Annotated in this window: 22 protein-coding genes, 1 tRNA gene, 1 pseudogene and 2 riboswitches; of the genes and pseudogenes, 6 read left to right on the top strand and 18 right to left on the bottom strand. The window is 68.7% G+C overall.

Annotation, left to right across the window (positions count from 1 at the left end; genetic code table 11):
* Window positions 1–110: 110 nt before the first annotated feature.
* Window positions 111–659: a hypothetical protein gene (locus AC3IFE_RS23305; protein ID WP_089466341.1), complete on the top strand. Its 549-nt coding sequence runs from the start codon at window positions 111–113 to the stop codon at window positions 657–659.
* Between the two features lie 205 nt (window positions 660–864).
* Window positions 865–1,881 (top strand): helix-turn-helix domain-containing protein, encoded by a 1,017-nt coding sequence (locus tag AC3IFE_RS23300; RefSeq protein WP_089466342.1) that lies wholly within the window; start codon window positions 865–867, stop codon window positions 1,879–1,881.
* A gap of 185 nt (window positions 1,882–2,066) precedes the next feature.
* Here AC3IFE_RS23300 and AC3IFE_RS23295 read toward each other — a convergent pair whose 3' ends face one another.
* Window positions 2,067–3,164 (bottom strand): glycosyltransferase family protein, encoded by a 1,098-nt coding sequence (locus AC3IFE_RS23295; protein WP_089466343.1) that lies wholly within the window; start codon window positions 3,162–3,164, stop codon window positions 2,067–2,069.
* Complete coding sequence (locus AC3IFE_RS23290) at window positions 3,161–4,864, bottom strand: thiamine pyrophosphate-binding protein (RefSeq protein WP_489192256.1); 1,704 nt, start codon at window positions 4,862–4,864, stop codon at window positions 3,161–3,163. The genes AC3IFE_RS23295 and AC3IFE_RS23290 overlap by 4 nt, the downstream gene beginning before the upstream one ends.
* 336 nt (window positions 4,865–5,200) lie before the next feature.
* Between AC3IFE_RS23290 and vapB the strand changes: the two genes are divergently transcribed.
* On the top strand, window positions 5,201–5,437 hold the full coding sequence (gene vapB, locus AC3IFE_RS23285; RefSeq protein WP_012327630.1) for a type II toxin-antitoxin system VapB family antitoxin: 237 nt from the start codon (window positions 5,201–5,203) through the stop codon (window positions 5,435–5,437).
* Entirely contained in the window at window positions 5,437–5,838 is a 402-nt protein-coding gene (locus AC3IFE_RS23280; RefSeq protein ID WP_089466345.1) for a type II toxin-antitoxin system VapC family toxin, read from the top strand. The genes vapB and AC3IFE_RS23280 overlap by 1 nt, the downstream gene beginning before the upstream one ends.
* A 67-nt stretch (window positions 5,839–5,905) precedes the next feature.
* Here AC3IFE_RS23280 and AC3IFE_RS23275 read toward each other — a convergent pair whose 3' ends face one another.
* From AC3IFE_RS23275 to AC3IFE_RS23240, 8 genes are all read right to left on the bottom strand, one after another.
* Window positions 5,906–7,294, bottom strand: coding sequence for an L-serine ammonia-lyase (locus AC3IFE_RS23275; RefSeq protein ID WP_489192253.1), 1,389 nt, complete (start codon window positions 7,292–7,294; stop codon window positions 5,906–5,908).
* A 30-nt stretch (window positions 7,295–7,324) separates the two neighbouring features.
* Entirely contained in the window at window positions 7,325–8,467 is a 1,143-nt protein-coding gene (locus tag AC3IFE_RS23270) for an alginate lyase family protein (protein ID WP_489192251.1), read from the bottom strand.
* A gap of 152 nt (window positions 8,468–8,619) precedes the next feature.
* Complete coding sequence (gene gcvP / locus AC3IFE_RS23265) at window positions 8,620–11,547, bottom strand: aminomethyl-transferring glycine dehydrogenase (RefSeq protein WP_489192249.1); 2,928 nt, start codon at window positions 11,545–11,547, stop codon at window positions 8,620–8,622.
* A 60-nt stretch (window positions 11,548–11,607) separates the two neighbouring features.
* The gene (gene gcvH, locus AC3IFE_RS23260; protein ID WP_089466348.1) at window positions 11,608–11,988 is read right to left on the bottom strand and encodes a glycine cleavage system protein GcvH; all 381 of its coding nucleotides are present in this window, start codon (window positions 11,986–11,988) and stop codon (window positions 11,608–11,610) included.
* Between the two features lie 124 nt (window positions 11,989–12,112).
* Entirely contained in the window at window positions 12,113–13,231 is a 1,119-nt protein-coding gene (gcvT, locus tag AC3IFE_RS23255; RefSeq protein ID WP_301739537.1) for a glycine cleavage system aminomethyltransferase GcvT, read from the bottom strand.
* An 83-nt stretch (window positions 13,232–13,314) separates the two neighbouring features.
* A riboswitch (glycine riboswitch) is annotated at window positions 13,315–13,448 on the bottom strand.
* A gap of 12 nt (window positions 13,449–13,460) precedes the next feature.
* Window positions 13,461–13,563, bottom strand: a riboswitch (glycine riboswitch).
* Between the two features lie 113 nt (window positions 13,564–13,676).
* Entirely contained in the window at window positions 13,677–14,042 is a 366-nt protein-coding gene (locus AC3IFE_RS23250; RefSeq protein WP_089466350.1) for a hypothetical protein, read from the bottom strand.
* A 194-nt stretch (window positions 14,043–14,236) separates the two neighbouring features.
* Window positions 14,237–15,289, bottom strand: a complete 1,053-nt coding sequence (locus AC3IFE_RS23245) for an oxidoreductase (RefSeq protein WP_489192246.1) — start codon at window positions 15,287–15,289, stop codon at window positions 14,237–14,239.
* Between the two features lie 278 nt (window positions 15,290–15,567).
* Entirely contained in the window at window positions 15,568–16,275 is a 708-nt protein-coding gene (locus AC3IFE_RS23240; RefSeq protein WP_489192244.1) for an SGNH/GDSL hydrolase family protein, read from the bottom strand.
* 310 nt (window positions 16,276–16,585) lie between these two features.
* Between AC3IFE_RS23240 and AC3IFE_RS23235 the strand changes: the two genes are divergently transcribed.
* Window positions 16,586–18,673: a UvrD-helicase domain-containing protein gene (locus tag AC3IFE_RS23235; protein ID WP_050015912.1), complete on the top strand. Its 2,088-nt coding sequence runs from the start codon at window positions 16,586–16,588 to the stop codon at window positions 18,671–18,673.
* A 108-nt stretch (window positions 18,674–18,781) separates the two neighbouring features.
* On the opposite strand, the gene AC3IFE_RS23230 is transcribed toward AC3IFE_RS23235, so the two are convergent.
* Window positions 18,782–19,669: a c-type cytochrome gene (locus tag AC3IFE_RS23230; RefSeq protein ID WP_301740392.1), complete on the bottom strand. Its 888-nt coding sequence runs from the start codon at window positions 19,667–19,669 to the stop codon at window positions 18,782–18,784.
* A gap of 251 nt (window positions 19,670–19,920) precedes the next feature.
* Here AC3IFE_RS23230 and AC3IFE_RS23225 point away from each other — a divergent pair.
* A tRNA-Arg gene (locus tag AC3IFE_RS23225) sits at window positions 19,921–19,996 on the top strand.
* A 65-nt stretch (window positions 19,997–20,061) separates the two neighbouring features.
* Here AC3IFE_RS23225 and AC3IFE_RS23220 read toward each other — a convergent pair.
* The 7 genes and pseudogenes from AC3IFE_RS23220 to AC3IFE_RS23190 all read right to left on the bottom strand — a co-directional run bounded on the left by AC3IFE_RS23220 (window position 20,062) and on the right by AC3IFE_RS23190 (window position 25,629).
* Window positions 20,062–21,138: a tyrosine-type recombinase/integrase gene (locus AC3IFE_RS23220; protein WP_489192241.1), complete on the bottom strand. Its 1,077-nt coding sequence runs from the start codon at window positions 21,136–21,138 to the stop codon at window positions 20,062–20,064.
* A 113-nt stretch (window positions 21,139–21,251) separates the two neighbouring features.
* Window positions 21,252–21,341 (bottom strand): annotated as a pseudogene (locus tag AC3IFE_RS23215) (MerR family transcriptional regulator); the annotation flags it as partial.
* A gap of 70 nt (window positions 21,342–21,411) precedes the next feature.
* Complete coding sequence (locus AC3IFE_RS23210; protein WP_489192239.1) at window positions 21,412–21,708, bottom strand: hypothetical protein; 297 nt, start codon at window positions 21,706–21,708, stop codon at window positions 21,412–21,414.
* Between the two features lie 320 nt (window positions 21,709–22,028).
* Window positions 22,029–24,821, bottom strand: coding sequence for a toprim domain-containing protein (locus AC3IFE_RS23205; RefSeq protein ID WP_489192237.1), 2,793 nt, complete (start codon window positions 24,819–24,821; stop codon window positions 22,029–22,031).
* 2 nt (window positions 24,822–24,823) lie between these two features.
* Window positions 24,824–25,072: a hypothetical protein gene (locus AC3IFE_RS23200; RefSeq protein WP_489192235.1), complete on the bottom strand. Its 249-nt coding sequence runs from the start codon at window positions 25,070–25,072 to the stop codon at window positions 24,824–24,826.
* Window positions 25,069–25,431: a hypothetical protein gene (locus tag AC3IFE_RS23195; protein ID WP_036036970.1), complete on the bottom strand. Its 363-nt coding sequence runs from the start codon at window positions 25,429–25,431 to the stop codon at window positions 25,069–25,071. The genes AC3IFE_RS23200 and AC3IFE_RS23195 overlap by 4 nt, the downstream gene beginning before the upstream one ends.
* Window positions 25,432–25,434: 3 nt before the next feature.
* The gene (locus tag AC3IFE_RS23190) at window positions 25,435–25,629 is read right to left on the bottom strand and encodes a hypothetical protein (RefSeq protein WP_489191881.1); all 195 of its coding nucleotides are present in this window, start codon (window positions 25,627–25,629) and stop codon (window positions 25,435–25,437) included.
* Window positions 25,630–25,637 lie beyond the last annotated feature (8 nt).

Raw genomic sequence — 25,637 nt, 5'->3', positions numbered from 1 at the left:
AGCCGGCGCCGGACGCGCTTTGTTGCGCAGCCGGCGCCGGCAACGCTGCCGGCCGCCGCGCACGCGTGGCGGCACGGCGCGCCAATGTGTGCGACGACCCCCGGCCCGGCATGGCAGACCTGCCCCGATCCTTTCCGCGTCACCCGGTCTTCCACCCGGGCGAACTCGACGCGCAACACCGCTTCGGCGTCGCCGACGAAGCCGAGCGGATGAGCGACGTCGTGACCACCCGATTGAGCGTCGGCGTGCGGCAGTTCGTCGAATCGCAACCGTTCATGTTCGTCGGCATGGCCTCCGGCGCCGGCGCATCGATGACCTGCGACATCGTGCGGAGCCGGCGCGACGCGAATGGCGATCTGCTGCCGGTGGTGCGCGTGATCGATACGAAGACGCTGCGGTTCGCGTTGCCGGCCGCGCATGACGGCGACGGCGGCCGGATCGACGCGGCCGCCTGCGACGGCCGGGGCGTCGGATTGCTGTTCGTCGATTTCGTGCGCGGCCTGCGCTATCGGATCAACGGTCGCGCCACGCTGCGCGCCGATCTGCCCGAAGCGGACGCGGCGCCGTGGGCGGCAGGCAGCGCGATCGTCGAACTGGCGATCGCGCAGGCCTACGGCAATTGCGGCACGCGGGTCGTGCGGCTGAAGCCGGGCCGGTAGCCGGCCTCGGGCACGCGCGGCGGCGCGCATGCGCGGTCGCCGCGCGGATCGCACCGGCCGCGTGCGCGGCATGCCGCCTTCGGGTGCGCCCGCATGGCGTGCATCGGCCGGACGGGCGTGCAATGGCGGGTTGCGCGCCCGGCCGTGCGGTTCGGCACGGGACTTGCGTGATACGCAGGGTTCCGCGCAGGTGAGGGAGGACACGATGAATCAACACGTGGCGTATACGGAAGAACCGACCGCCGAGGACACGCGGCGCAGCGCGCTGGGTGACGACGCGTTCGCCGGGCAGGCCGTCGTCAGCGTCGCGCACGATGCGGACGAGCAGGCGCGCAACCTGATCGGCTGGCGGCAGACCTACGACCAGCTCGCGGCCGGCCGCTTCGTCGGCACGCTGACCGAGCTGCCGCTCGACACGATGAAGCTGTTTCGCGAGTCGACCAGCCATCTGCTGCGCCAGGCGTGCGAAGTGCGCGGCGACGCTTACTGGTTCGGCATCCCGCTCGTGTGCGACGGCTCGGCGCGCGTCGATGCATGCCGGATCGGCCCCGGCGCACTCGCGTTCCGGCCCGGCAACGTCGAATTCGAACTCGTGACGCCCGCGCAGTTCTCGATCTACGGCGTCGTCGTGCGCGGCGACGTGCTGCGCCGCTACGCGGAGGAAGTCGAGCACCGCGCGCTCGACGAGCGGCTGTTCACGCAGCGCGTGATGCAGGTCGGCGACGCGCGGCTCGCACGCCTGTGCGCGCTGCTTGGCCGCCGGCTCGACGGCGCGGTGGCGATGGCCGGCCCGCTGCCCGATGCGCAGCGTGACGACCTGCAGGCCGAAGTGCTGGCCGCGCTGTTCGATGCGTGCGCGCAACCGGCGGACGATGGCAGCGGCGCCGCGCCGTCGACGCGCCGCTGGATCGTCGACCAGGCGCGCGATTACGTGCTCGCGCACCGCACGCGGCCGGTCGGCGTGCCCGAGCTGTGCGAACAGTTGCACGTGAGCCGGCGCACGCTGCAGTACTGCTTCCAGGACGTGCTCGGGATGGCGCCCGCGACCTACCTGCGCACGCTGCGGCTGAACGGCGCGCGGCGCGACCTGTGCGGGCGCGCGGCCGGCTCGGTTCAGGACGTCGCGGAGGCGTGGGGCTTCTGGCATCTGAGCCAGTTCGCGACCGATTACCGGCGCCTGTTCGGCAAGCGGCCGTCGGAGACGCTGCGCGATCGCGCGTGAGGGGCGCGGCGAGCCGGGCGGCCGGCGCGGCGCTGGCGGTTCGACCGTTCCGCTTGCCGCCGTGCCGGCTTCGCCCGAGTGGCCGGTGCGAATCCGACGGGATCAGGCGGGCAGCCGAAGCGGCGCCGGTGCGGTGCGCATGCTGCCGCCGGTTCGATCGTCGCGCTCGCCTCGCGCCGCTTCGCTCAGATGGCCGGCGCTGCCCCGTCGCGCGGTGCGGGCCACGCCAGCGCATCCCAGTCGACCACGCGGTACGCGGCTTCGACCGCCGCCAGATCCTCCGGCCGCTCGCTGCGATGCAGCCCGTGCAATTCGGCCGGCACGTCGAGCGTGACCGGCACGCAATGCGGATAGTCGCGCACGCGCAGCGCCGGCCCGATCGTCGTGAAGCACGCGAGCGTCGGCACGTCGAAACCGTCGGCGAGATGCACGGCGGCCGTGTCCGGCGCGAACAGCAGGCTCGCGCCCTTGACCCACGCGATGAAGCGCGCGGTGTCGGTCGCGTCGCCGCTCATATCCACGTAAGCGGGATGCGCGAGCGGGCCGAATCCCACCACCGGCAGCCCGTACCGCCGCGCGAGTTGTTCCACGAAGGCGACGCGCAGCGCGGGCGGCACGCTGCGCACCGCAGTGCTCGCAGTCGGGCAGAACAGCACGTACGGCCGCTGCCACTCGGCCGGCAGCGCGGGCAGCGATAGCCGCGCGAGCCAGCGGTTGCGCTTCGCGGCAGCCGGCACGGCGGCCGGATCGACGCCGAGCGCATCGAGGAAGAAATCGATCATCGGCAGCCGCGCGAACGCGGGCCAGTACAGGTGATTGCCGACGTCGATGCAGTGCGCGTCGGCGCGTAGCGCTTCGGCGGGGCACGGCAATGCGCGCGACGGCGCGACGACGTCGGCCGCGAGCGCATACAGCGCATCGACATAGCGCGGCGCGCGCGCCGGCCGGTACAGCGTGAAGCGCAGGTGCGCATGGGCCGCACGCAGCGCGGCGACGGCCGTCAGCCCGATCACCGAATCGCCGAGCGTGACGCCCATCCCGTTGATCACGTGCACGTGCCGCGCATCGCCGTAATCGAGCCGGAACGGCCGGTGCGCGGCGTGCAGCAGGCCAAGCGCTGGCGCGGCCGCCGCGTAGCCTTCGGCGCGCACGTCGCCGTATTCGAGGTCGTACGGCGCGACGAGCGTGCCGTCGGGCGCGAGCAGCGTGCCGGGGCAGGCCAGCGCGTCGTCGTGCGACAGTGCGGCGACGGGCAGCGCGGCGCGCATGTCCACCGTCGTCATGCGCCGCGCGCGCGGCGGCCCTGCTCGCGGATCTGTTCGAGCGTCGCGGCGGGCGTGCTGGCGTCCTGCGGGATGCGGATCTCGATCACCGCGGGCCGCCCGCAGGTCAGCGCGCGTTCGAGCGCGGGCGCGAAATCGGCGGTGCGCTCGACCGTCTCGCCATGCGCGCCGAACGCACGCGCATACGCGGCGAAATCCGGATTCGTGAGCCCCGTGCCATGCACGCGGCCCGGATAGTTGCGCTCCTGATGCATGCGGATCGTGCCGAAATGGCCGTTGTTGACGACGATCGCGACGATGTTCAGCCCGTATTGCATCGCGGTGGCGAGCTCGTTGCCGGCCATCATGAAGCAGCCGTCGCCGGCGAGCGCGACGACGGCGCGCTCCGGGTACAGCGACTTCGCGGCGAGCGCGGCCGGCAGCCCGTAGCCCATCGCGCCGCTCGTCGGCGCGAGCTGCGAACGGAAGTGCCGGTACGCGAAGTGGCGATGCAGCCAGATCGCATAGTTGCCCGCGCCGTTGGTCAGGATCGCGTCGTGCGGCAGGCGCTCGCGCAACTGCACCATCACGTCGCCGAGCTGCACGTCGCCGGGCATTGGCAGCGGCGCATGCCATTCGCGGTACGCGCGATGCGCGTCGGCGGCCGAGCCGGCCCATGCGGGCCGCTCGGGCGGGTCGAGCGCGGCCAGCGGCGCGGCGATCTCGGGCATGCCCGACACGATCGGCAGGTCGGCGGCGTATACGCGGCCGAGCTCGTCCGCGCCCTGATGCACGTGGATCAGCGTCTGGCGCGTTTTCGGGATGTCGAGCAGCGTGTAGCCGCCGGTCGTCGCTTCGCCGAGGCGCGGCCCGATCACGAGTAGCAGGTCGGCGTCGCGGATGCGTTTCGCGAGCGCCGGGTTGATCCCGAGCCCGACGTCGCCCGCGTAGTTCGGGTGCGCGTTGTCGATCGTGTCCTGGAAGCGGAACGCGCACGCGATCGGCAATTGCCAGCGTTCGACGAAGGTGCGCAGGTTCGCGCAGGCATCCGGCGTCCAGCCGCTGCCGCCGACGATCGCGAACGGCCGCTCCGCGCGCGCGAGCCGCTCGCGCACTTCGTCGAGCTGCGCGGCCGACGGCGCGGCCGCGATGCGTTTCGCGGCCGGCACGACGGGCTGCGGCGCGCACGCGTCGGACAGCACGTCCTCCGGTAACGCGAGCACGACCGGGCCGGGCCGGCCGGACGTCGCGACGTGGAACGCATGGCTCAGGTATTCGGGGATGCGGCGCGGGTCGTCGATCTGCGCGACCCATTTGGCCATCTGGCCGAACATCCGGCGGTAGTCGATTTCCTGGAACGCTTCGCGGTCGAGGTGTTCGCGTGCGCACTGGCCGACGAACAGGATCATCGGCGTCGAATCCTGGAACGCGGTGTGCACGCCGATCGACGCATGGGTCGCGCCGGGCCCGCGCGTGACGAACGCGATGCCGGGGCGGCCGGTCAACTTGCCGACCGCTTCGGCCATGTTCGCGGCGGCCGCCTCGTGGCGGCAGACGACCGTCTGGATGCGGGCGGTGTCGTCCGCGAGCGCATCGAGCACGGCGAGGAAGCTCTCGCCCGGCACGCAGAACACGCGTTCGACGTGATTGGCGAGCAACGCATCGACGAGCAGTCGCGCACCGGTGGTGGCGCGCGGCTCGAGATCCTTGGAATGCGACATGGGCTGCCGTCTCCCTGGGTAGCGGGACGTACAGCTTACGCCGGTTGGCCGGGCGCCGGTACGCCGGCCGCTGAAAAGTGTCGGAGCGCTGAGGGGGCGGCGAGGGCGCGTCGGCTTCGATTGGCTGAACGGCCAGCTTGTGCACGCTAGTGCGACAGGGGAAAGTGAGCGCTACGGATGTTCAGCCGGACGCTGAATCGCATGTCGGCGTTCAGCGGTAGCGTTGATGCTGACGCGTCGAGCGGAATGCCATGGAGGCTTATGTACACACATGGATTTACATCTCGGCCCGCATCGGATAATGTACATACAATGTACATCCGGTCGGAGATCGACATGCATACCACGAGGGTATTTCGGAACGGCAACTCGCAGGCTGTGCGTATTCCTGCGGACCTTGCCTATGAGCGCAGCGATATCGAACTGGAAATCGAACGCGTCGGTGACGAAATCCGCATTCGGCCGATGCGGCGGCCTTTGACCCAGGTACTGGAGAAGTTCGCGAAATTCGGGCCTGACTTCATGACAGAAGGGCGTGGCGACCACGAGCAGGCCGAACGCGAGGGTTTGTGATGCCGCGCTTCATGCTCGACACCAACATGTGCATCTATCTGATGAAAAATCAGCCGGAGCAGGTCGCGAGACGGTTTGCGCAGTGCTACACGGGCGACGTCGTCATGTCGGCGATCACCTATGCCGAGCTCGAATACGGCGTGACCGCATGCGCGAGGCCTGCCCGGGAGCGCCGCCATCTCGCTGCGTTGATCGAGGATATCCCCGTCGCGCCTTTCGACGTCGCGGCAGCCCAAGCGTATGGTCCGGTCCGGGAGGCCACCCGCGAGCGGAAGAAGGATCACCTCGACAAACTGATCGCCGCGCATGCGGTGTCGCTCGATGTCGTCCTGGTGACCAACAACGAGCGGGATTTCGTCAGCTATCCGGGGGTGCGACTGGAGAACTGGCTGAACGACTAGCGTCGGGCGCCAGGTCCGGTGGCAAAGCAGGGTATCGGGCGGCCCCGCGCCACCGCCGGCTTCCGCATCAGCACTCGACGATATTCACCGCCAGCCCGCCGCGCGACGTTTCCTTGTACTTGGTCTTCATGTCGGCGCCCGTCTCGCGCATCGTCTTGATCACGGAGTCGAGCGACACGTAGTGCGAGCCGTCGCCGCGCAGCGCCATGCGCGCCGCGTTGACGGCCTTCACCGACGCCATCGCGTTGCGTTCGATGCACGGGATCTGCACCATCCCGCCCACCGGGTCGCAGGTCAGGCCGAGGTTGTGTTCCATCCCGATCTCGGCCGCGTTCTCGACCTGCTGCGGCGTGCCGCCGAGCACGGCCGCGAGCGCGCCGGCCGCCATCGAGCAGGCCACCCCCACTTCGCCCTGGCAGCCCACTTCCGCGCCCGAGATCGACGCGTTGAGCTTGTACAGGATGCCGATCGCGGCGGCCGTCAGCAGGAAGTCGATCACGCCCTGTTCGTTCGCGCCCGGCGTGAAGCGCGTGTAGTAGTGCAGCACGGCCGGGATGATGCCGGCCGCGCCGGTGGTCGGCGCGGTGACGACGCGGCCGCCGGCCGCGTTTTCCTCGTTGACCGCGATCGCGTACAGGTTGATCCAGTCGATCATCGACAGCGGATCCTGCAGCGCGCGCTCAGGGCTGCCCGTCAGCGTGCGGTACAGCTGCGGCGCGCGGCGCTTGACCTGGAACGGGCCGGGCAGGTTGCCGTCGGCGTCGGGATTGCCGATCCCGCAGCCGCGCGACACGCACGACTGCATCACGGCCCAGATCTTCAGCAGCCCGTCGCGCGTTTCCTCGTCGGTATGCCACGCGCGCTCGTTTTCCCACATCAGCTGCGCGATCGACTTGCCGGTCGACGCGGTCAGCGCGAGCAGCTCCGCGCCGGTGCGAAACGGGTGCGTCATCTGCTCGGCCGCGCTCAGCACCTTGGTGTTCGGCGCGCCGGCCGTCACGACGAAGCCGCCGCCGACCGACAGATAGGTGCGCTCGACCAGCACCGCGCCGTTCGCGTCGCTCGCGCGCAGCTTCATCCCGTTCGGATGTTCGGGCAGCGCCTGGCGGTAGAACGCGATGTTCTCCTTCAGTACGAACGGCACCGGATGCGTGCCGAGCAGCGCGAGTTGCTTCGTCTTGCGGATGGCTTCCAGCCGCGCGTCGATCGTGTCGGGATCGACGGTGTCGGGCGCGTCGCCGAGCAGGCCGAGCATCACGCCGCGGTCGGTGCCGTGGCCCTTGCCGGTGGCGCCGAGTGACCCGTACAGCTCGACCTTCACGTGGGCCGTCGCGTCGAGCAGCCCGTCGCGCTCGAGGCCCTGGACGAACATCAGCGCCGCGCGCATCGGTCCGACCGTGTGCGAACTGGACGGACCGATGCCGATCTTGAAGAGGTCAAACACGCTGACTGCCATTTCGATACCTGCCTTGTTATAAGAATGGTGCTAGCGCGCCTGCAATGGCAGGCACGCGGCGAGCCAGGCGGGCGGCGTTGGGGAAAGCTGCTGCGCGACGCGGGCATAGCGCCCGTCGAGCCGCGCGGCCAGATGAAAGAGTTCGGTGGCGTTTTTCGGGTCCCACTGCCCCGTGTAGCCCGGCAAGCCGGCCTCGCGGCGCTTCGCGTCGAACGGCACCGGCGAATTCACGAATTCCTCGTGGGTTTTCTCGCCGAGCGCATACGGCACGAGCCAGTCGAGCGCGGCCTCGAGCGTCGCGCCGTTCGCGCCGCGCTCGCGCAGCCAGTTGCGGTTGAAGCGGCGCGCGGCGAGCGCGGCCGTCACGAGCGGCTGCAGATCGTAGACCGCGTAATGCAGCGCGTCGCGTTCCTCGAAATCCCAGGTCTTGCCGTCCGGCCCGATGTTGTCGGCGAGATGCTCGACGAACAGCCGTTGCGCGGCGTTCATCATCTTGCGGTCGCCGAGCGTGAACGCGGACAGCGCGATCAGCTTGATCCGGTGGCTCTGCCAGTTGTTGCGCCACGTGCCGGTGAGCGGGCGCTTCTGCGCGTCGACCCGTGCGACGTAGCCGGCGCCGAGCTTCGCGATGAACGCGGCCGTCGCGTTGCGCGTCTTCACCGGCAGCGCGCTCGCGGTCATGTCGTACGCGACGATCAGGCTCTCGAAGCGCGTCTCGTCGATCGGGTTGAAGCTCGGCTGGTAGGTGGAGACCCACGCGGACAGGAAGCGGTCGACGAGCTGCAGGTAGCGCGGCGCGTTCGTCACGCGCCACGCGAGCGCCGCATCGCGCATCAGCTCCATGTCCTTGAGCGCGGCTTCGCTCTGGTCGTAGATGCCTTCATGCGGCAGCGTGCCCTCGGTGTGCACGCGCGCCATTGCCTTCGGCTGCTCGCCGATGCGCGCGTCGACGCTGCGGATCAGCGCCTGCACACCCGGCTCGGCGTGCGTCGTCTCGCTCGACTGCAGCGCCGGCGCCGCGCAGAAATTCATCGCCGCGCGCGCACTGCCGGACAGGCCGAGGCCGGCGGCGGCCAGCGACAGCGATGCGACGAGCATCGGCACGTAGCGGCCTGCGCGCGGGCGCGGCCGCCGCGTCGTTGCACCATGGCCCGGAAACATCGGACGCACCATGCGGAACTCCTTCATTGGCTGGATCGCGTGTGATGTTAGCCGGATTGGCGGGCGAGCGTGAAACGGTTGGCCGGGCGGCGAACGTAAAAACCGCACGCAACCGGTGGCTGCGTGCGGTGGGGTCACGGTCGGATGCTCCGGTGCGAGGCGCGTTATGCGTAGTCCGACATCGGCACGCACGAGCAGAACAGGTTGCGGTCGCCGTACGCGTTGTCCGCGCGGCCGACCGGCGGCCAGTACTTGTTCGTGCCGAGCGACGCGACCGGGTACGCGGCCTGCTCGCGCGAATACGCGTGCGGCCATTCGTTCGCGGTGACGACGGCCGCCGTGTGCGGCGCGTGACGCAGCGGGTTGTCCTCGCGATCGGCGCGGCCTTCCTCGACCGCGCGGATTTCCTCGCGGATCGCGATCATCGCGGCGATGAAGCGGTCGAGTTCTTCCTGCGATTCCGACTCGGTCGGCTCGACCATCAGCGTGCCCGGCACCGGGAAGCTCATCGTCGGCGCGTGAAAGCCGTAGTCCATCAGGCGCTTCGCGACGTCGTCGACGCTGATACCGCTCGTTTCCTTGATCGGACGCAGGTCGAGAATGCACTCGTGCGCGACCAGTCCGCCCGGGCCCGAATACAGCACCGGGTAGTGCGGCGCGAGGCGCTTCGCGATGTAGTTCGCGTTGAGGATCGCGGTTTCGGTCGCGGCGGTCAGGTTCTTCGCGCCCATCATCGCGATGTACATCCACGAGATCGGCAGGATCGACGCCGAGCCGTACGGCGCGGCCGACACCGCGCCGATGCCGTCTTCCGCGCGGGCGTAGCCGGTCGAACGCTGGTTCGGCAGGAATTTCGCGAGGTGCGCGCCGACCGCGACCGGGCCGACGCCCGGGCCGCCGCCGCCGTGCGGGATGCAGAAGGTCTTGTGCAGGTTCAGGTGCGACACGTCGCCGCCGAACTGGCCCGGCGCGGTCAGGCCGACCATCGCGTTCATGTTCGCGCCGTCGACGTACACCTGGCCGCCGTGCGCGTGGACGATCTCGCAGATCTCGCGGACGTTCTGCTCGAACACGCCGTGCGTCGACGGATACGTGATCATGATCGCCGCGAGGTTCGCCGAATGCTGCTCGGCCTTCGCCTTCAGGTCGGCGATGTCGACGTTGCCCTGCGCGTCGCACGCGACGACCACGACCTTCATGCCGGCCATGTGCGCGGACGCCGGGTTCGTGCCGTGCGCGGATGCCGGGATCAGGCACACGTCGCGATGGCCTTCGCCGCGCGATGCGTGGTACGCGTGGATGATCAACAGCCCCGCGTACTCGCCCTGCGAGCCCGCGTTCGGCTGCAGCGACACGGCCGCGTAGCCGGTGGCCGCGACGAGCATCTGCTCGAGCTGGTCGATCATTTCACGGTAGCCGACGGTCTGCTCGGCCGGCGCGAACGGGTGGATGCCGCCGAATTCGGGCCACGTGACCGGCAGCATTTCCGACGTCGCGTTCAGCTTCATCGTGCACGAGCCGAGCGGGATCATCGAGCGGTCGAGCGCGAGATCCTTGTCCGACAGGCTGCGCAGGTAGCGCAGCATTTCGGTTTCGGAATGGTGGCGGTTGAACACGTGGTGCGTCAGGTACGCGCTCGTGCGCTCGAGGCCGGCCGGCAGCGCGGCGACGCCGCCGAGGCCCGAGTCCAGCGCGTCGACGGCCGGCGCGGTGCCGCCCGCGGCCTGCGCGAACACGTCGAGGAGATCGGCGAGGTCGTCGCGCGTCGTCGTTTCGTCGACCGATACGCCGACTTGCGTGTCGCTCACGCGGCGCAGGTTGATGCGCTTGGCCTTCGCGAATTCGTGGACCTGCGCGGTGCGCGCGCCGGTGTCGATCGTCACCGTGTCGAAGAACGTGTCGTTGACGGTCGCGAAGCCGAGCTGCTTCACGCCGGCGGCGAACAGCGCCGCGATGCGGTTCACGCGCAGCGCGATCGTCTTCAGGCCGTGCGGGCCGTGGTAGACCGCGTACATGCTGGCCATGATCGCGAGCAGCGCCTGCGCGGTACACACGTTCGACGTCGCCTTCTCGCGGCGGATGTGCTGTTCGCGCGTCTGCAGCGCGAGGCGCAGCGCGGGCTTGCCCTGCGCGTCGACCGTCACGCCGACGAGGCGGCCCGGCATCTGGCGCTTGAATTCGTCGCGCACGGCCATGTAGGCGGCGTGCGGGCCGCCGAAGCCCATCGGCACGCCGAAGCGCTGCGTGTTGCCGATCGCGACGTCCGCGCCCCATTCGCCGGGCGGCGTCAGCACGGTCAGCGCGAGCAGGTCGGCCGCGACGACCACGTGGCCGCCGGCCGCGTGGATCGCGTCGGTGAGCGCGCGGTAGTCGCGCACGTCGCCGTTCACGCCCGGGTACTGCAGCAGCACGCCGAACGCGTTCGCTTGAGCTGCTTCGGCGGCCGGGCCGGTCTTCACGTCGATGCCGACCGGCAGCGCGCGCGTGCGGATCACTTCGAGGGTTTGCGGCAGCACGTCGTCGGCGACGTAGAACACGTTCGACTTCGGCTTGCCGGTGCGCTGCAGCAGCGTCATCGCTTCGGCCGCGGCGGTGGCTTCGTCGAGCAGCGATGCGTTCGAGATCGCGAGGCCCGTGAGGTCGGCGACCATCTGCTGGAAGTTCAGGAGCGCCTCGAGGCGGCCCTGGGAAATTTCAGGCTGGTACGGCGTGTAGGCCGTGTACCACGCCGGGTTTTCGAGCACGTTGCGCAGGATCACGGCCGGTGTGTGCGTGTCGTGATAGCCCTGGCCGATATACGAGCGGAACACCTGGTTCTTGTCCGCGAGCGCACGCAGCGCGGCGAGCGCTTCGGCCTCGCTCTTCGGCTGCGCGAACGGGCCGAGCGGCAGCGTTTCGGCGCGGCGGATCGAGGCCGGGATCACGGCGTCGATCAGCGCGGCGCGCGACGCGAAGCCGAGCGTGTCGAGCATGGCCCGCTGGCTGGCGGCGTCGGGGCCGATGTGGCGTTCGGCGAACGCGTCGTGCGTTTCGAGCGCGGCGAGCGAGAGGGGCGTGCGGTTCATCAGGCGGTCCGGGTGTTCGAGCTTCATGGCGTGACTCTGGTCCCGCGCGGGCCGGCTGCCCGGCCGCGCGCGGTTCGGGTAGGGAAATTAGTCGATCAGCTTGCTGTAGGCGTCGGCGTCGATCAGCTTGTCGGTCGATGCGCCGGCCGCGAGCTTGATCTTGAAGAGCCACACGCCGTATGCGTCGCCGTTCACGTCTTCCGGCGAGTCGGTGGCGGCTTCGTTGATGGCGACGATCTCGCCGGACACCGGCGAGTAGATGTCGGATGCGGCCTTCACCGATTCGACGACGCCGACGGCGTCGCCCGCGTTCACCGACTTGCCGACTTCGGGCAGTTCGAGGAAGACGATGTCGCCGAGCGTGCTCTGCGCGTGATCGGTGATGCCGACCGTCAGCGTGCCGTCCGCCTCGGTGCGGATCCACTCGTGTTCGTCGGTGTATTTCAGATCGGCCGGGACGTTGCTCATCGGATGCTCCTGGATAAAAGGGTGTGTTCGTTTTGCTGGCGCGCCGCCATGGTGCGCCGGATGGGGTTGCGCCGGGCGCCATCTCCCGGCAGGCCGGGAAGCGGCGCCGGCCGCCTCCCGGTCGTTACGCAGCGAGGACCTTGCCGTTGCGCACGAACGGCAGTTTTACCACGCGCGCGGGAAGATTCTTGTCACGAATTTGCACCTGGACGGTGTCGCCGATCTGGACGGCCGTCGGCACGCGTGCGAATGCGATCGATTCCTGCATCGACGGCGAGAACGTGCCGCTCGTGATCTCGCCTTCGCCGTGCGGCGTGACGACCTTCTGGTGCGCGCGCAGCACGCCGCCCGCCTTGCCGTTTTCCTTTTGCAGGATCAGGCCGACGAACGCGGCGCGCGTGCCGTTGGCTTCCAGCGCGGCGCGGCCGACGAAGTCGCGCGGCGCGGTGAGGTCGACGGTCCACGCGAGGCCCGCGTCGAGCGGGGAGACGGTGTCGTCCATGTCCTGGCCGTACAGGTTCATGCCGGCCTCGAGACGCAGCGTGTCGCGCGCGCCGAGCCCGCACGGCCGCACGCCGTTTTGCTGGAGGGCATGCCACAGCGCTTCGACGTGCACGGCCGGGACGATCACTTCGAAGCCGTCTTCGCCGGTGTAGCCGGTGCGTGCGACGGTGAGATCGCCGAACGGCGTGCCGGCGACCTGCGCGGCGTTGAACGGCTTGAGCTCGCTGGTGGCGGCGCGCGCGGCGGGCACCGTCGCCCAGACCTTTTCGCGGGCGTTCGGGCCCTGCACGGCGACGATCGCGAAATCGCGGCGCGGCGCGATCGTCAGGCCGTAGCCGCCTTGCTCGTTCAGCTGGTTGAACCACGCGATGTCTTTCTCGGCGGTGCCGGCGTTGACGACCACGCGGAAGAATTCCTCGGTGAAGTAGTAGACGATCAGATCGTCGATGACGCCGCCCTGCGGGTTGAGCAGGCACGAGTAGAGCGCCTTGCCGGGCGTCTTGAGCTTGCCGACGTGGTTCGCGATCGCATGTTCGAAGAACGCGCGCACGCGGCTGCCGGTGAAATCGACGACGCACATGTGCGACACGTCGAACATGCCGGCGTCGGTGCGCACGGCTGCGTGTTCTTCGATCTGCGAGCCGTAGTTGACGGGCATGTCCCAGCCGCCGAAGTCGACCATGCGGGCATTGAGCGCGCGGTGCGCGGCGTTGAGCGGGGTGTGATTCAGTGCAGTCATCGAGGCCTCAGGCAAGGCGCTTGCGCGCGGATCAGAACGGCCATGTGCCGACCGCCGCGGCCGATGGCCTCGAGCGATCCGGTACATGCCCCTCTGTCCTCGATACCTGAGAGATTGCGCTGCGGGCAAAGCCCGGCGAACGCGCGCCCCTTCGGTGGGCAGCTTGCCCGCGCAGCCAAGGCGCTGCGGGCTACTGCCGCTCTCCAGAGTGCGGGGAGCGTGGTGCTCCCCGACGCGGTCGGTCCTTTTGCCTGAGAGTTTGCGGGTGTGCCCCTTCGGCGGCGCAACCGGTGTCGCAACGACCCGGTCACACGCTCTCCCGACGCGTGCGGGCGACTGTACGCGAGCGGGTGGGCATTGTCAATTTGAGCAAAAGAATGTCGCTTCGCGACAAGCGGCGGCAGCCGGCGCCGCCGCTTCATCCGCGCCGGCAGGCGCCGGCGCGTTACTCGCCGATCGCGCGTGCGGCCGTGTCGAGTTCCTGGTTCAGCACCCGCTGCTCGTCGCCGGACAGGCCGCCGTTGTGCTGGGCCGACATGTCGTTCGCTTCCCGGCGGATCACGTCGAGGCGGTGGTGCAACTGGGCGCCATACGGCGGCGGGTAGTAGCCGCCGTTCACGCGCGCGTCGATCCGGCGATGCAGGTTGTCGATCCGGCCCTGGACCTCCTGCAGGCGGTCGTTCGCGACGACCTGGGGATTCGGTCGCGGCGGTGGAGGCGCCTGCCGGGCCGGCCGCTGCGGCTGCACGATACAGGCCGCGAGCGAGGAAACCAGGACGCAGCATGCCGCTGCGCGAATCAACCGTTGCATCACATTCTCCTGACGGATAAGTGTCGAATCGACTTTTTGAGAAACGCGTCAGACCGGGCGACCGCTGACTTTCGTTCCCGCACTATTTGTAACGGAATGTTGGGGGCCGGGCCGGCGGGGCGGCGGACGCGGTGCCGCCGCCCGGCGCGTGGCGCGGGATGGCGGTCGGGTCGGCGCGGAGCGGCCGGCTGCCGTCAGACGATACGGCGCACGAACGGCACCCGGCGGCCGTCGTGTTCGCTCTGCGCGGCGAGCTCGATGATCGTCATCACGTCGACCGCGTCCTGCGGGGTGATCGGGAACGGCGCGCCGTCGCGGATCGACGCGGCGAGCGCGCGGTAGAACTCCGCGTACTGGCCGTCGAGCGTCGGCACGGGACGCTCGACCTCGACGTCGCCGTCGAGCACGCGCAGCAGGCCGGGCGGATTGCCGCCGCCGAATTCGACGTCGTCCGCGGTGAGGCCGGCCTTGAGCTGGTCTTCCTGCGTGTCGAGCCCGAACTTCTGGTAGCTGCCGCGCGTGCCGTGCAGCGTGAAGCGCGCGGGCTCGATCGCCGACAGCGCGCTTGCATGCAGCGCGACGTCCTTGTCCGGATAGCCGAGCAGCAGGTGCACGAAGTCGGGCGCCGTGCCGTTGTCGCGGCGCGTCTTGACGGTGGCGCTCACCGTTTCCGGCGTGCCGAACAGCGCGAGCGCCTGGTCGATCAGATGCGGGCCGAGGTCGAGCAGCAGGCCGCCGCCGCGGGCCGGTTCCTCGCGCCAGCGCGTGCGCGGCGTCGGCCGGAAGCGGTCGAAGTGCGACGCGAAGTAGGTGAGGCGGCCCAACTCGCCCGATTCGACGACGCGGCGCACGGTGAGGAAATCGCCGTCCCAGCGACGGTTGTGGAACGGCGCGAACAGCCGGCTGCGCGCGTTCGCGAGCCGCGCGAGCGCGAGCGCCTCGTCGGCGGTGAGCGTGACCGGCTTGTCGACGACCACGTGGCGGCCCGCTTCGAGCACCTGGCGCGCGAGCGTGAAGTGCGTGTCGTTCGGCGTGGCGATCACCACGCATTCGATATCGTCGAGGCCGAGCAGCGTGTCGAGATCGGGGACGATGCGCGCGCCCGGATACGCGGCGTGCGCGCGATCGGACTGACCCGTCGCGATCGCGGCGACTTCAGTGCGGCCGCTCGTGGCGATCACGGGCGCGTGGAACGTCGCGCCGGCGAAACCGAAACCCATCAAACCAATCCTGAGCAATGACGACATGGCAATTCCTGGCTGCGAAGGAAACTAAAGGATGGCGCGCCGGAGCGGCGCGAAGACGACCGGCTATTTTGGCATGGCGCCGCTGCCTGCACAGACGCGTCGGGCAAAATGCGCGAAGTGATGCGGCGGCTGCGCAAGGAGTGCCGGCATTTGCGCGGGAGTGGGCGCCGTGCGTGCGACTGGCCGGCTTTCGGCGCGCGGCTCTGTTCGCGGCTTTCGGCGCTGCGCGTCGTGCGACGAGCCGTGGCGGCCAACCTGCCGCCGGAGAGCGTGCTGCATCATGCGCCCACCCGCTGCCGCACGGCCGCCGCCACCTGCGCGGCCCATGCCGCGCACGCGGCTGCGCCGGGATGGAAGCCGTCGGCGGCCATCAGGTGACGTTCGAGCGGCAGGTCGACCCGCAGGAACGTGCAGTCCGGCTGCGTGCCGGCCCAGCCGGCGAGCGCCGCGTTGAGCCGCTTCGCGCGCAGGCCGAGATACCACGCGAGCGGCTGCGGCAGCGCCGGGAAGCGCTCCATCGGCGGCACCGCCGACAGGATCGCGTGCCCCACCTGGAAACGCGCGGTGAGCAGCCGCACCAGCTCGGCCTGCTGCGCGAGCCAGCGTGCGGGCGGCACGCCGCCCGTCACGTCGTTGACGCCGAGCGACGTGACGGCCACGTCGAACGGCTCGGCCGGCTCGGCGGCGAGCCAGTTGACCAGCTCCCGCGTAGTCAGGCCGGTGCGTGCGAGCAGTTTCCAGCGCACGCGGTGCGTGGCCGCCAGCGCGTTCGCCAGTTGCCCGCTGAGCGCGTCGTCTTGCGTCGCCACGCCGACGCCCGCGGCGGCCGAATCGCCAACCACCAGCACGCGCAGCGGCGGGCCGTCGCCGGCCACGCCCTCACGCGGGCCGGCCGCCTCGGGTAGCCGCGGCGTGACGCGGCGCACGTAGCGCCCCTGCACGAACAGCAGCGGGCCGAGGGCGGCGGTGGCGAACGGGTATCCCATGAGGTCGATCCGGTGACGATTCAGGCGAGTTGAAGCGGGCCGGCGCGGGTGGTGCCGGGGAGTGCGTATTGTGTCCGATCGCGGCGCCGACGGGGCCAGATTGGCCGAGCGGACAGGCGCGACCACGCCGAACGGACAGGGGGCGCCCGCCCGGCAAGCCTGCCCGCGCCCGTCAGGCGGCGCGCCCGAAATACGCGCCGCCGACGTGTTAACATGCGCGTCCTGCCCGCGTGTCCGCCTGCTTCGCCAGCCTGTCGCGCACGGCATCCTCCCGGCGTTCCGCCGTCAACCAGCAACACCATCCGCCATCATGTCCGCAGGCCTGAATCCCGCTCAGAATGAAGCGGTGCGCTATCTCGACGGTCCCTGTCTCGTGCTCGCCGGCGCGGGCAGCGGCAAGACTCGCGTGATCACGCAGAAGATCGCGCACCTGATCGAAGCGAAAGGCTTCGAGCCGCGCCATATCGCCGCCGTCACGTTCACGAACAAGGCGGCCGCCGAAATGCGCGAGCGCGTGTCGAAGCTGCTGGAAGGCAAGACGCTCACCACGCCCGGCAAGGAAGGCCGCAAGGTGCCGGTCAACCAGCTCACCGTCTGCACGTTCCACTCGCTCGGTGTGCAGATCCTGCGCCAGGAGGCCGAGCACGTCGGGCTGAAGCCGCAGTTCTCGATCATGGATTCGGACGACTGCTTCGGGATGATCCAGGAGCAGCTCGGCACGACCGACAAGGGGCTGATCCGCAAGATCCAGAGCATCATCTCGCTGTGGAAGAACGGCCTGATCATGCCCGACGAGGCGATGGCGATCGCGGCCAACGAGGACGAGCACCAGGCCGCGCTGGTCTACCGCAACTACGTGGCGACGCTGCACGCGTACCAGGCGGTCGACTTCGACGACCTGATCCGCCTGCCGGCCGAGCTGTTCGCGAAGAACGAGCCGGTGCGCGACCGCTGGCAGAACAAGCTGCGCTACCTGCTGATCGACGAATACCAGGACACCAACGCGTGCCAGTACGAGTTGCTGAAGCAGCTCGCGGGCCCGCGCGCCGCGTTCACCGCGGTCGGCGACGACGACCAGGCGATCTACGGCTGGCGCGGCGCGACGCTCGAGAACCTCGCGCAGCTCGGCAAGGATTTCCCGAAGCTGCACGTGATCAAGCTCGAGCAGAACTACCGGTCGACGGTGCGGATCCTGACCGCCGCGAACAACGTGATCGCGAACAACCCGAAGCTGTTCGAGAAGAAGCTGTGGTCCGAGCACGGGATGGGCGACTCGATCACCGTCACGGCGTGCAACGACGAGGAGCACGAGGCCGAATCGGTCGTGTTCCGGCTGTCCGCGCACAAGTTCGAGCGGCGCGCGCAGTTTCGCGACTACGCGATCCTGTATCGCGGCAACTTCCAGGCGCGCATCTTCGAGCAGGTGCTGCGGCGCGAGCGGATCCCGTACGTGCTGTCGGGCGGCCAGTCGTTCTTCGACAAGGCCGAGATCAAGGATCTGTGCGCGTACCTGCGGCTGATCGCGAACGCCGACGACGATCCCGCGTTCATCCGCGCGGTCACGACGCCGCGCCGCGGGATCGGCAACACGACGCTCGAGGCGCTCGGCTCGTTCGCGGGGCAGGCGAAGGTGTCGCTGTTCGAGGCCGTGTACATGGGCGGCATCGAGGCGCGGCTGTCGGCGCGCCAGGTCGAGCCGCTGCGGATGTTCTGCGACTTCATCCAGCGCCTGACCGAGCGCGCGGACAAGGAGCCCGCGACCGTCGTGCTCGACGACATGATGGAGGCGATCCACTACGAGGCGTACCTGTACGACGCGTTCGACGAGCGGCAGGCGCAGTCGAAGTGGCAGAACGTGCTCGAATTCCTCGAATGGCTGAAGCGCAAGGGGACCAAGCCCGAGACGGAGGCCGTCGACGGTGAGGCCGAGGGTTTCCACAACGCGGACGGCCTCGCCGACACGGGCAAGAACCTGCTCGGCTTGATCCAGACCGTCGCGCTGATGTCGATGCTCGAGGGCAAGGACGAGGATCCGGACGCCGTGCGGCTGTCGACCGTCCATGCGTCGAAGGGGCTCGAGTATCCGCACGTGTTCCTGGTCGGCGTCGAGGAAGGCATCATGCCGCACCGCGGCGGCAGCGACGACGACGGCCCGATCGACAACGAGCGAATCGAGGAGGAGCGCCGGCTGATGTACGTCGCGATCACCCGCGCGCAGCGCAGCCTGCACCTGAACTGGTGCAAGAAGCGCAAGCGGGCGCGCGAGACGGTCGTGTGCGAACCGTCGCGCTTCATCCCCGAGATGGGGCTCGACGAAGCGCCGCCGCCGACGCCGGAAGAAGCGCCGATGTCGCCGAAGGACCGGCTCGCGAGCCTGAAGGCGTTGTTGCAGAAGTGACGGGGCGCCGCCGCAAGCACGATGGCGGACGAACCGGCGGCACCAAAACGAAACCCCCGCGATGCGCGTGCGTCGCGGGGGTTTTTTACGGAGGGCCGTGCGGACGCGTTACTTCGCCGCGTTGACCATGTAGTCGACGGCCGCCTTCACGTCGGCATCCGACGCGTTCGACCCGCCCTTCGGCGGCATCGCGCCCTTGCCGTGCAGCGCGTAGTTGTAGACCGTATCCATCGAGTCCTTCAGGCGTGGCGCCCAGTCTTCCTTGCTGCCGAACTTCGGTGCGCCGAGCACGCCGGCCGCGTGGCAGGCCTGGCAGGTCGACGCGTACAGCGCCTTGCCGGCCGTTGCCGCATCGGCGCTGGCCGGGGCGGCCGCGGGTTTTTCGCCGGCCTTGGGGATCGCGGCGATCGCGGCCATGGCCGCGGCGGCTTGCGCGTTCGACGCGTCGGCGCCCGACGCGGGTGCACCGCTGGCGGGCTGCGCCGCGTTGGCGGCCGGCGCGGCCGGTTCGGGGAAGTTCGCGCCGTCGTTGTTCGCCATGTAGACGATCGCGCGGGCGATTTCATAGTCGCTGACGTCGTCGGGGCTCGTGCCGCCGCGCGGCGGCATCGCGCCCTTGCCCGCGAGGGCCGTCTTCAGCAGCGTGTCGAAGCCTTGCGAGATGCGCGGCGCCCAGTCGTCCTTGTTGCCGAACTTCGGCGCGCCGGCGGCGCCGGTGCCGTGGCAGGTCACGCAGACGGCCTTGTAGACTTCCTCGCCGGTCTTGTACGTGCGGGGCGCGTTGGCGTCCTTCACGTCGACCTTCGCGATCGGCGCGATACGGGCGGCGACCTGCTCGTCGGACAGCGCGTCGGTGCCGGCGCCGGAACGGAACGCATGGTTCGCGTAATTGGCGAACAGGACGATCAGGACGATCGGGATCGCGAACGACGCGATGATGACGGCAATCAGCTGCCCGGGGGTTTTGACGGGAGATTCGTGGGGTGCTTCGCTCATGCTTGCCTCGTCTCCGTGAATAGGAATTGTGAGCGCGGTGCAACGGCAAAATGGCAGTCCAATGAAGCACGGACGATTATAGACGGAACGTTTACATCACGGCGAGCCGCGCGATGGCGCGTGTTTACCCGCACGCAGGGCCGTCCGGCGGCGATTCGGCGGGCAAGGTGGACGCGTCTTGGGAAACCGGGTATCCTTGCCGTCTTGCCAATCGTGGGCGGCCTGTATATGGGGTCGCTTCACTGTCTCACGCGCCCGTAGCTCAATGGATAGAGTACTGCCCTCCGAAGGCAGGGGTTGCTGGTTCGATCCCAGCCGGGCGCGCCAAGCCTAGTAAGGCTCTCAGCAGTTTCGCTACTTCATCGGTTTCTCCCACTTCAGTGAAATTACAGTCAGCCGGCGACGACGTGCAGGTCGGCGGCCTGCGTGTGCGACTGCACCCACTGCGTCAGGTGGTCCGCTGACAGGTGCGCGTAGCGCTGCACCATTTCCAGCGTTTCCCACCCGCCCAGCTCCTTCAACACCTGCAGCGGCGTGCCGCGCTGCACATGCCAGCTCGCCCAGGTGTGGCGCAGGTCGTGCCAGCGGAAGTCTCGGATGCCGGCGCGTTTCAACGCCTTGCGCCAGGCTTCGGTCACGGTCTGATAGACCGGCCGGCCGTGGTAGACGAACACGCTGTCGACGAACTCGGGCGCGCGCTTCTTCGCGCGCTGGCGCAGCAGCACGGCGATCGCCGCATCTGAAAGCGGCACGGTGATCGCCTTCTTCGCCTTCGCCTGGTCCGGATGAATCCAGGCGACGCGCCGAACGATGTCGACCTGGGACCACTGCAGCCCGGTCACGTTCGAGCGGCGCAAGCCGGTCTCGAGCGCGAAGCGCGCCATGTCGGCCAGGTGATCCGGCAGCTCGGCGAGCAACCGCTCGGCCTCGGCTGGCGTGAGCCAGCGAATCCGCTTCTGCACGACCTTCGTGCGTTTCGTGACCGGTACGCGGTCCAACCATTCCCACTCGACGGCAGCGTTCAGCACGGCCTTCAGCACGCCGATTACGCGCGTCACGGTGCCGGCGCTGACGTACTCATCGGTGGTCACGATCCCGTGCTTCGTGCGGATCACCTTCGGTTCTCTCCGTTTGGCGAGAGCGATCGCGTCGATACGGTTGCGGTCGATGTCGGCCAGCGCGACGCCGGACAGGTGTTGGTCAAGCCAGCGCAGGTGCGTTTTCGACGTTTCCAGGCTCGACAGCCCTTCGCGGTCGCTGATGTACCGCACGACGGCGTCGTTCCAGGTGTAGCGCGGCTTGTGGCCGAGCCGCGCCTGGTTCCACAGATCGACTTTCAGCCGATCGTGCAGCTCTTTCGCCTGGGCTTTGTTGCTGGTGCCAGTGCTGCCTTGTACGACCGGACCGCCGCCAGGCGGGGTGAGACGGTAATACCAGTTGGGACTGTTACTGCGTTTATAGAGCGACATGATTCAAATTTCTCCTGCGGGTCGCCCTGCACAACTCGCGGAATCCATTCTCCGGCGAGGTAACGCTGCAGGGCAACTGTCGAAAACATCCAGCGCTTGCCGACCTTCCGACCAGGCAGCGCGCCAGCCTTCGCTTTGAGGCGCACCGTTTCAGGGTGCGCACCGAGCAGCGCGGCGGCTTGTTCGAGGTTCACGGTGTTCATCGGGCTATCTCCCGAGCGTGACGCGGCGGGGGGAGGGGCAAAGCAACTCGTGGATTCGTGGCATGCCCTGTTATTCATACGTAACCATCTGATTTTTAAGGTTTTCGTTTGCCATCATTTGCCATGAAAAACACATGGCACCCCCTTCCGACTCGTGGCCTAAAAAATAGGCAGCGCCAGCGACTCGTGGCAAAACGTGCCCGACTCGTGGCATCGCTTTTCGGTCAATTTCCGCCCCTTCTACGTATTCTTTCTTCTTCTTTTTCAATGAATTAAAGAGGAGAGAAAAAGGCACGGCGGTGGCCGGCGCAAAAACCGGATTAGTGGCAAAACCGCATCGACTAGTGGCAATTCGAATGCGATTCATGGCGGCACTCTTCTCAACAATCAAAGACTTACGAGCGGACAGCCCCGAAAACCACGATTCGCGTGCGCTGCCTGCCCGTTCCCTGTGGAAAAACCGGTCCGGGCGCCCCCTCTCCCTCAAGGCTTGCGTAGTTGCCCGGCCGTTTCGACTTGCGGGGGGGACGGGGGGAAGCGGACAGCACGGCGGCCGCGTGACGGCGTGCGCCGATTGCTGCGCGCATCGACGCACGCATCCGAAACTCGAATACAGGGCCGCTACGCGGCCAGAAAGAAGGAGGAAAGGGGTACGGCCGCGCTGCGGCCGCATCGGCTGAGAGGGCGTCACGCTGCGGCCCCTTGTCGTGCGTCGGTCGCCAGGTCTTCACGGATGGACACGTGCAGGCCGAACGTGGCCAGGCGGTCCAGCGAGATCGGCGTGAGGTACGGCACGCGTCGGGTGTAGATGCGCCGCTCGACTTCCTTCTCGCCGACCACGACGCCGGCGTGCTTGAGTTGCGCCTTGAACACGCGATCGGATTTCACCGGCAGGCCATTCCATTTGTCGCGCAGTGCGCTCGTGTGGGCGATGTGGTCCATCACGTGGCCGGTGCGCAGCAGCAGGCAGAACTCGCCGTCGACGGTATCGAACGTGAACGGGTGCTTGTAGTTGCCGCCGTCGATCTCTGACAGCACGGTTTCCATGATCCAGACCCACGGCTCGCGATCGGCGCTCGTCTCGGCGATGTGGCCGTTCATTTCGGCGAGCAGGTCGCGCGGGAAGTCGCCTTCGCTCGGGTCCATGCCGGCGAACTCGCACAGGTAGAGCCAGGCCAAGGCGACTGCCGCATAGTTGCCGGCCATCCGCTTGGCGCCGTCGTCCTCGCCGCTCGCGCGGCAGTTGGCCAGCGCCTTGTCGCGCAGCGTCGCGTACTGGTCGGACACGGCGCGCTTGTCCAGGCCGGCGAGGAATTCGAGCCACTGCCGAACCGGGAAGCGCGGCAGGTCGTCAGGCATCAGCGGGCCGCGCTTGCCGGTCAGCGTCGTGCGCACGAGCTTGCCGAGCAGACTGCGCACGGGCACGTCTTCGCCGGCCAGCATCACGGGCGCGCACAACAGGTATTCGGTCATGTCGGTGCCGCGACGTGTCACGGTGTACTGGTAGTTCTCCTGCAGGAGGCCGACCGCCTTGTCGATCACGTCCTGCCGGCGCGCGGACAGCTCTTCCCATCCGACCGGGTGGCTCGTATGGCTGATGCTGGTCAGCAGGCGGAACTCGGTCTGCAGCGACTGCCCGGAAAACATCGTGAACGCGAGCGAGCGCTCGAGGCGCTTGATGAGCGTCGACTTGCCGGCGCCTTTGTTCGCCTGGATCGTGATGTGCGGCCAGAAGCCGAGCAGCGCCTTCAGGTGGCCGCCGAGCGCCCACACGAGCGGGATCGTCGCGGCGTTCTGCTTGAACGTCGCCTGGTATGCGGCGATCACGCGACGCGCGTCGCTGGCCGGGCCGGTCGGGAAGGTCAGGTTGTGGTACGGGCACTGCTTGTCGGCTTCGGTGAAGTAGCAGTCGGGGCCTTCGTTGACGATCAGGCGGCCGTCGCGCCAGGCGAGGCCGACGAAATTTGCCGCTTGGCGCGCGCCGAGGTCGGCGCCGCGCTCGAGGATGTTGACCATCCGCTTGAACGGCGCCGGCGCCCAGATCGGGCCGAACTTGCCCCACTGGTCAACGTTGTGGAGCTGGTCGTCGAGCATGACGCGGCGCACGAGCTGCGCGCCGTGGCGCGGCGCCTGCACTGACACGGCGAAATAGACGGTCGGCGCCTGGTCAGCGTCGCCCGTCATCGTCGACGTCGCGCTCGCCACGGACACGCGGCTGATGCCGGCGATGCGGAACCCGCACAGGTCCGTCATGACGGGCGTCTCGATGCCGCTTTCCTCGTTCTTGTCCATCTTCGTGATGTAGCTGGTGAAGTCCGGCCGCACGCGGAAACGCCAGTACTGCGCGAAGTCGTGCGACGGCAGGAAGATGCGCGGCCGGCCGCGACGCGTGGCGTCGCCGGCGAGACCGGCGATGAGCCACGGCTCGAGCTGGTCGAGTGCACGCTGCAGGTCGGCCGCGCCGCGCAGTTGCAGGTAGTCGTTCACGTCGTTGATCGGCTTGACTGCCTTCTCGCCGTCCGCGAGGTCGGCGAACCAATTCGCCTGGTCGACGAGCACGGCGCTGATATTCAGCGCCGTGAGCCGTTCGTAGAGCGCGCAGGCAGCTTCCGGCCCAGGCCGGCGGCCGGCGCGCGGGTGGCCGTCCGCGAACGGCTCGTCATTGTCCAGGCAGATCACGACCTGTTTGCCGCGCAGGAACGCGAAGTCGATGCCGTCGACGTTCGCCAGGCCGCGCAGCGCGAGCGCGGCGGCACCAGGCAGCGCGCAGGTGTCGATCGACAGCGCGTTGATCGCGCTTTCGACGATGAACACGCGCTTCGCCTTGTCGAGCCGGCGAGGATCGGCGGTCCAGCCGTAACCGGCCTTGTCGCCCTGGGTCTGCGTCTTGACGCCGCCGTTGAGCGCCGGATCGACATAGCGCATGTCGACCGCAACGACGCGGCCGTCGCCAGGCGCGCGCACGATGAACGCGGCGGCCGGGCCGGCGTGACCCACTTCGCCGGCCGCGACCTTCGAGCTGGTCCATGTATTGAAGCCGAGCGAGCGCGCGGCGATCGCCGCGTCGATCGCGGCTGCGGAAATGCCGCGGCCGACGAGGTATTCGCGCACCTGGTCGCGCTCGGCGAAGCACCGATCGGCGATGTATTCGATGGTCGTTTTCTCGCGGCGCTCGGCCGGCGCCTGGCGGTCGAGCGGGATGCCGTACGCGTCGTGCAGGTAGCGCACCGCGTCGGCGACCGTGCCGCCGCGCGCGTGAATGACCAGGTCGATACACGAGCCGCCGACGTCGGCGCTGTGGTCGCGCCAGCCGGTTCCGTGCTTCGGGTGGTTCACGTAGATCGACAGGGACGGGCTCTTGTCGTCGTGCTGCGGCGAGTGGTACAGCGCGCGGTCGCCGCCGCGACCGCGCTTCAAGCCGAGGCGATCGGCGAGGTCGTGCAGGTCGATGCGTTGTTTCAGTTCGTCGATCGAGGCCATCGTTATTGCTGTTGGTGCAGGGAGAGGGCGGCAGGATTGCCGGGTGTCGCAGGGCTGTCGACGAGCGCGCGGAGCGCGCCGGCCGAAGCAGGGAAGGCGAGCGCCACGCGATCGCCCAGGACGCTGACGAACAGCGCGAGCACCGCGACGCGCTGAAGGCCGCCGGGTTCATGGTCGAAGCGAAGGGCGTCGGCGGCCGCCGCGATGGAGGCCGCGAGCGCGGCGTCATGAGGGGTAGTTGCGTGTGTCATGCTGCGGCGCCTCCGAGGATGTCGTGATGGTTCTGTTGCAGGCGTTGAACGGCGTGCTGCAGCTCGTAGCGCGAGGTGATCGCCTGGTCGAGCATGGTGCGCAGGCGCTTGCGGTTGCGTTCGAGATTCGACGTCGCGTTCGCGAGGGCTGCGGTACGCGTCGCGCCGTGGCCGATGCGCATGCCCGATATCAGGTGCGTGACGACGCATTTTTCGGGGTGGCCGTCATGCAGGTGCGACTCGGTGTGAATGCCGAATGCGGCGCCGGCGTCGTTCGGGATGACGACGTGATCGCCGGCGACGGTGCGCAGGCCGGCCGTCGTGAGCAACTCGTAGCGGATGGTGGGTTCGAGGTTCATGCTTCACCCACGCGGCGGAACGGACCATGCCAGGGCCGCGATCAGGACGATCATCGCGACGACGCTGATCACGAAAGCGATCGCGCGGGCGTTTCGAACGTCGAACAGGCGCAGCACGTCGGCGGCCAGGTAGTAGATGCCGGTGAGGGAGAGGGAAAGCATCAGCAACACGCTGATGCCGAACACGTATGGCTTCATGGTGTGGT

The sequence above is a fragment of the Burkholderia sp. APQ4-4ca genome (assembly GCF_057837105.1).
Note: the sequence above shows the minus strand (reverse complement) of the source record. Positions and strands in the feature narration are given on the sequence as shown.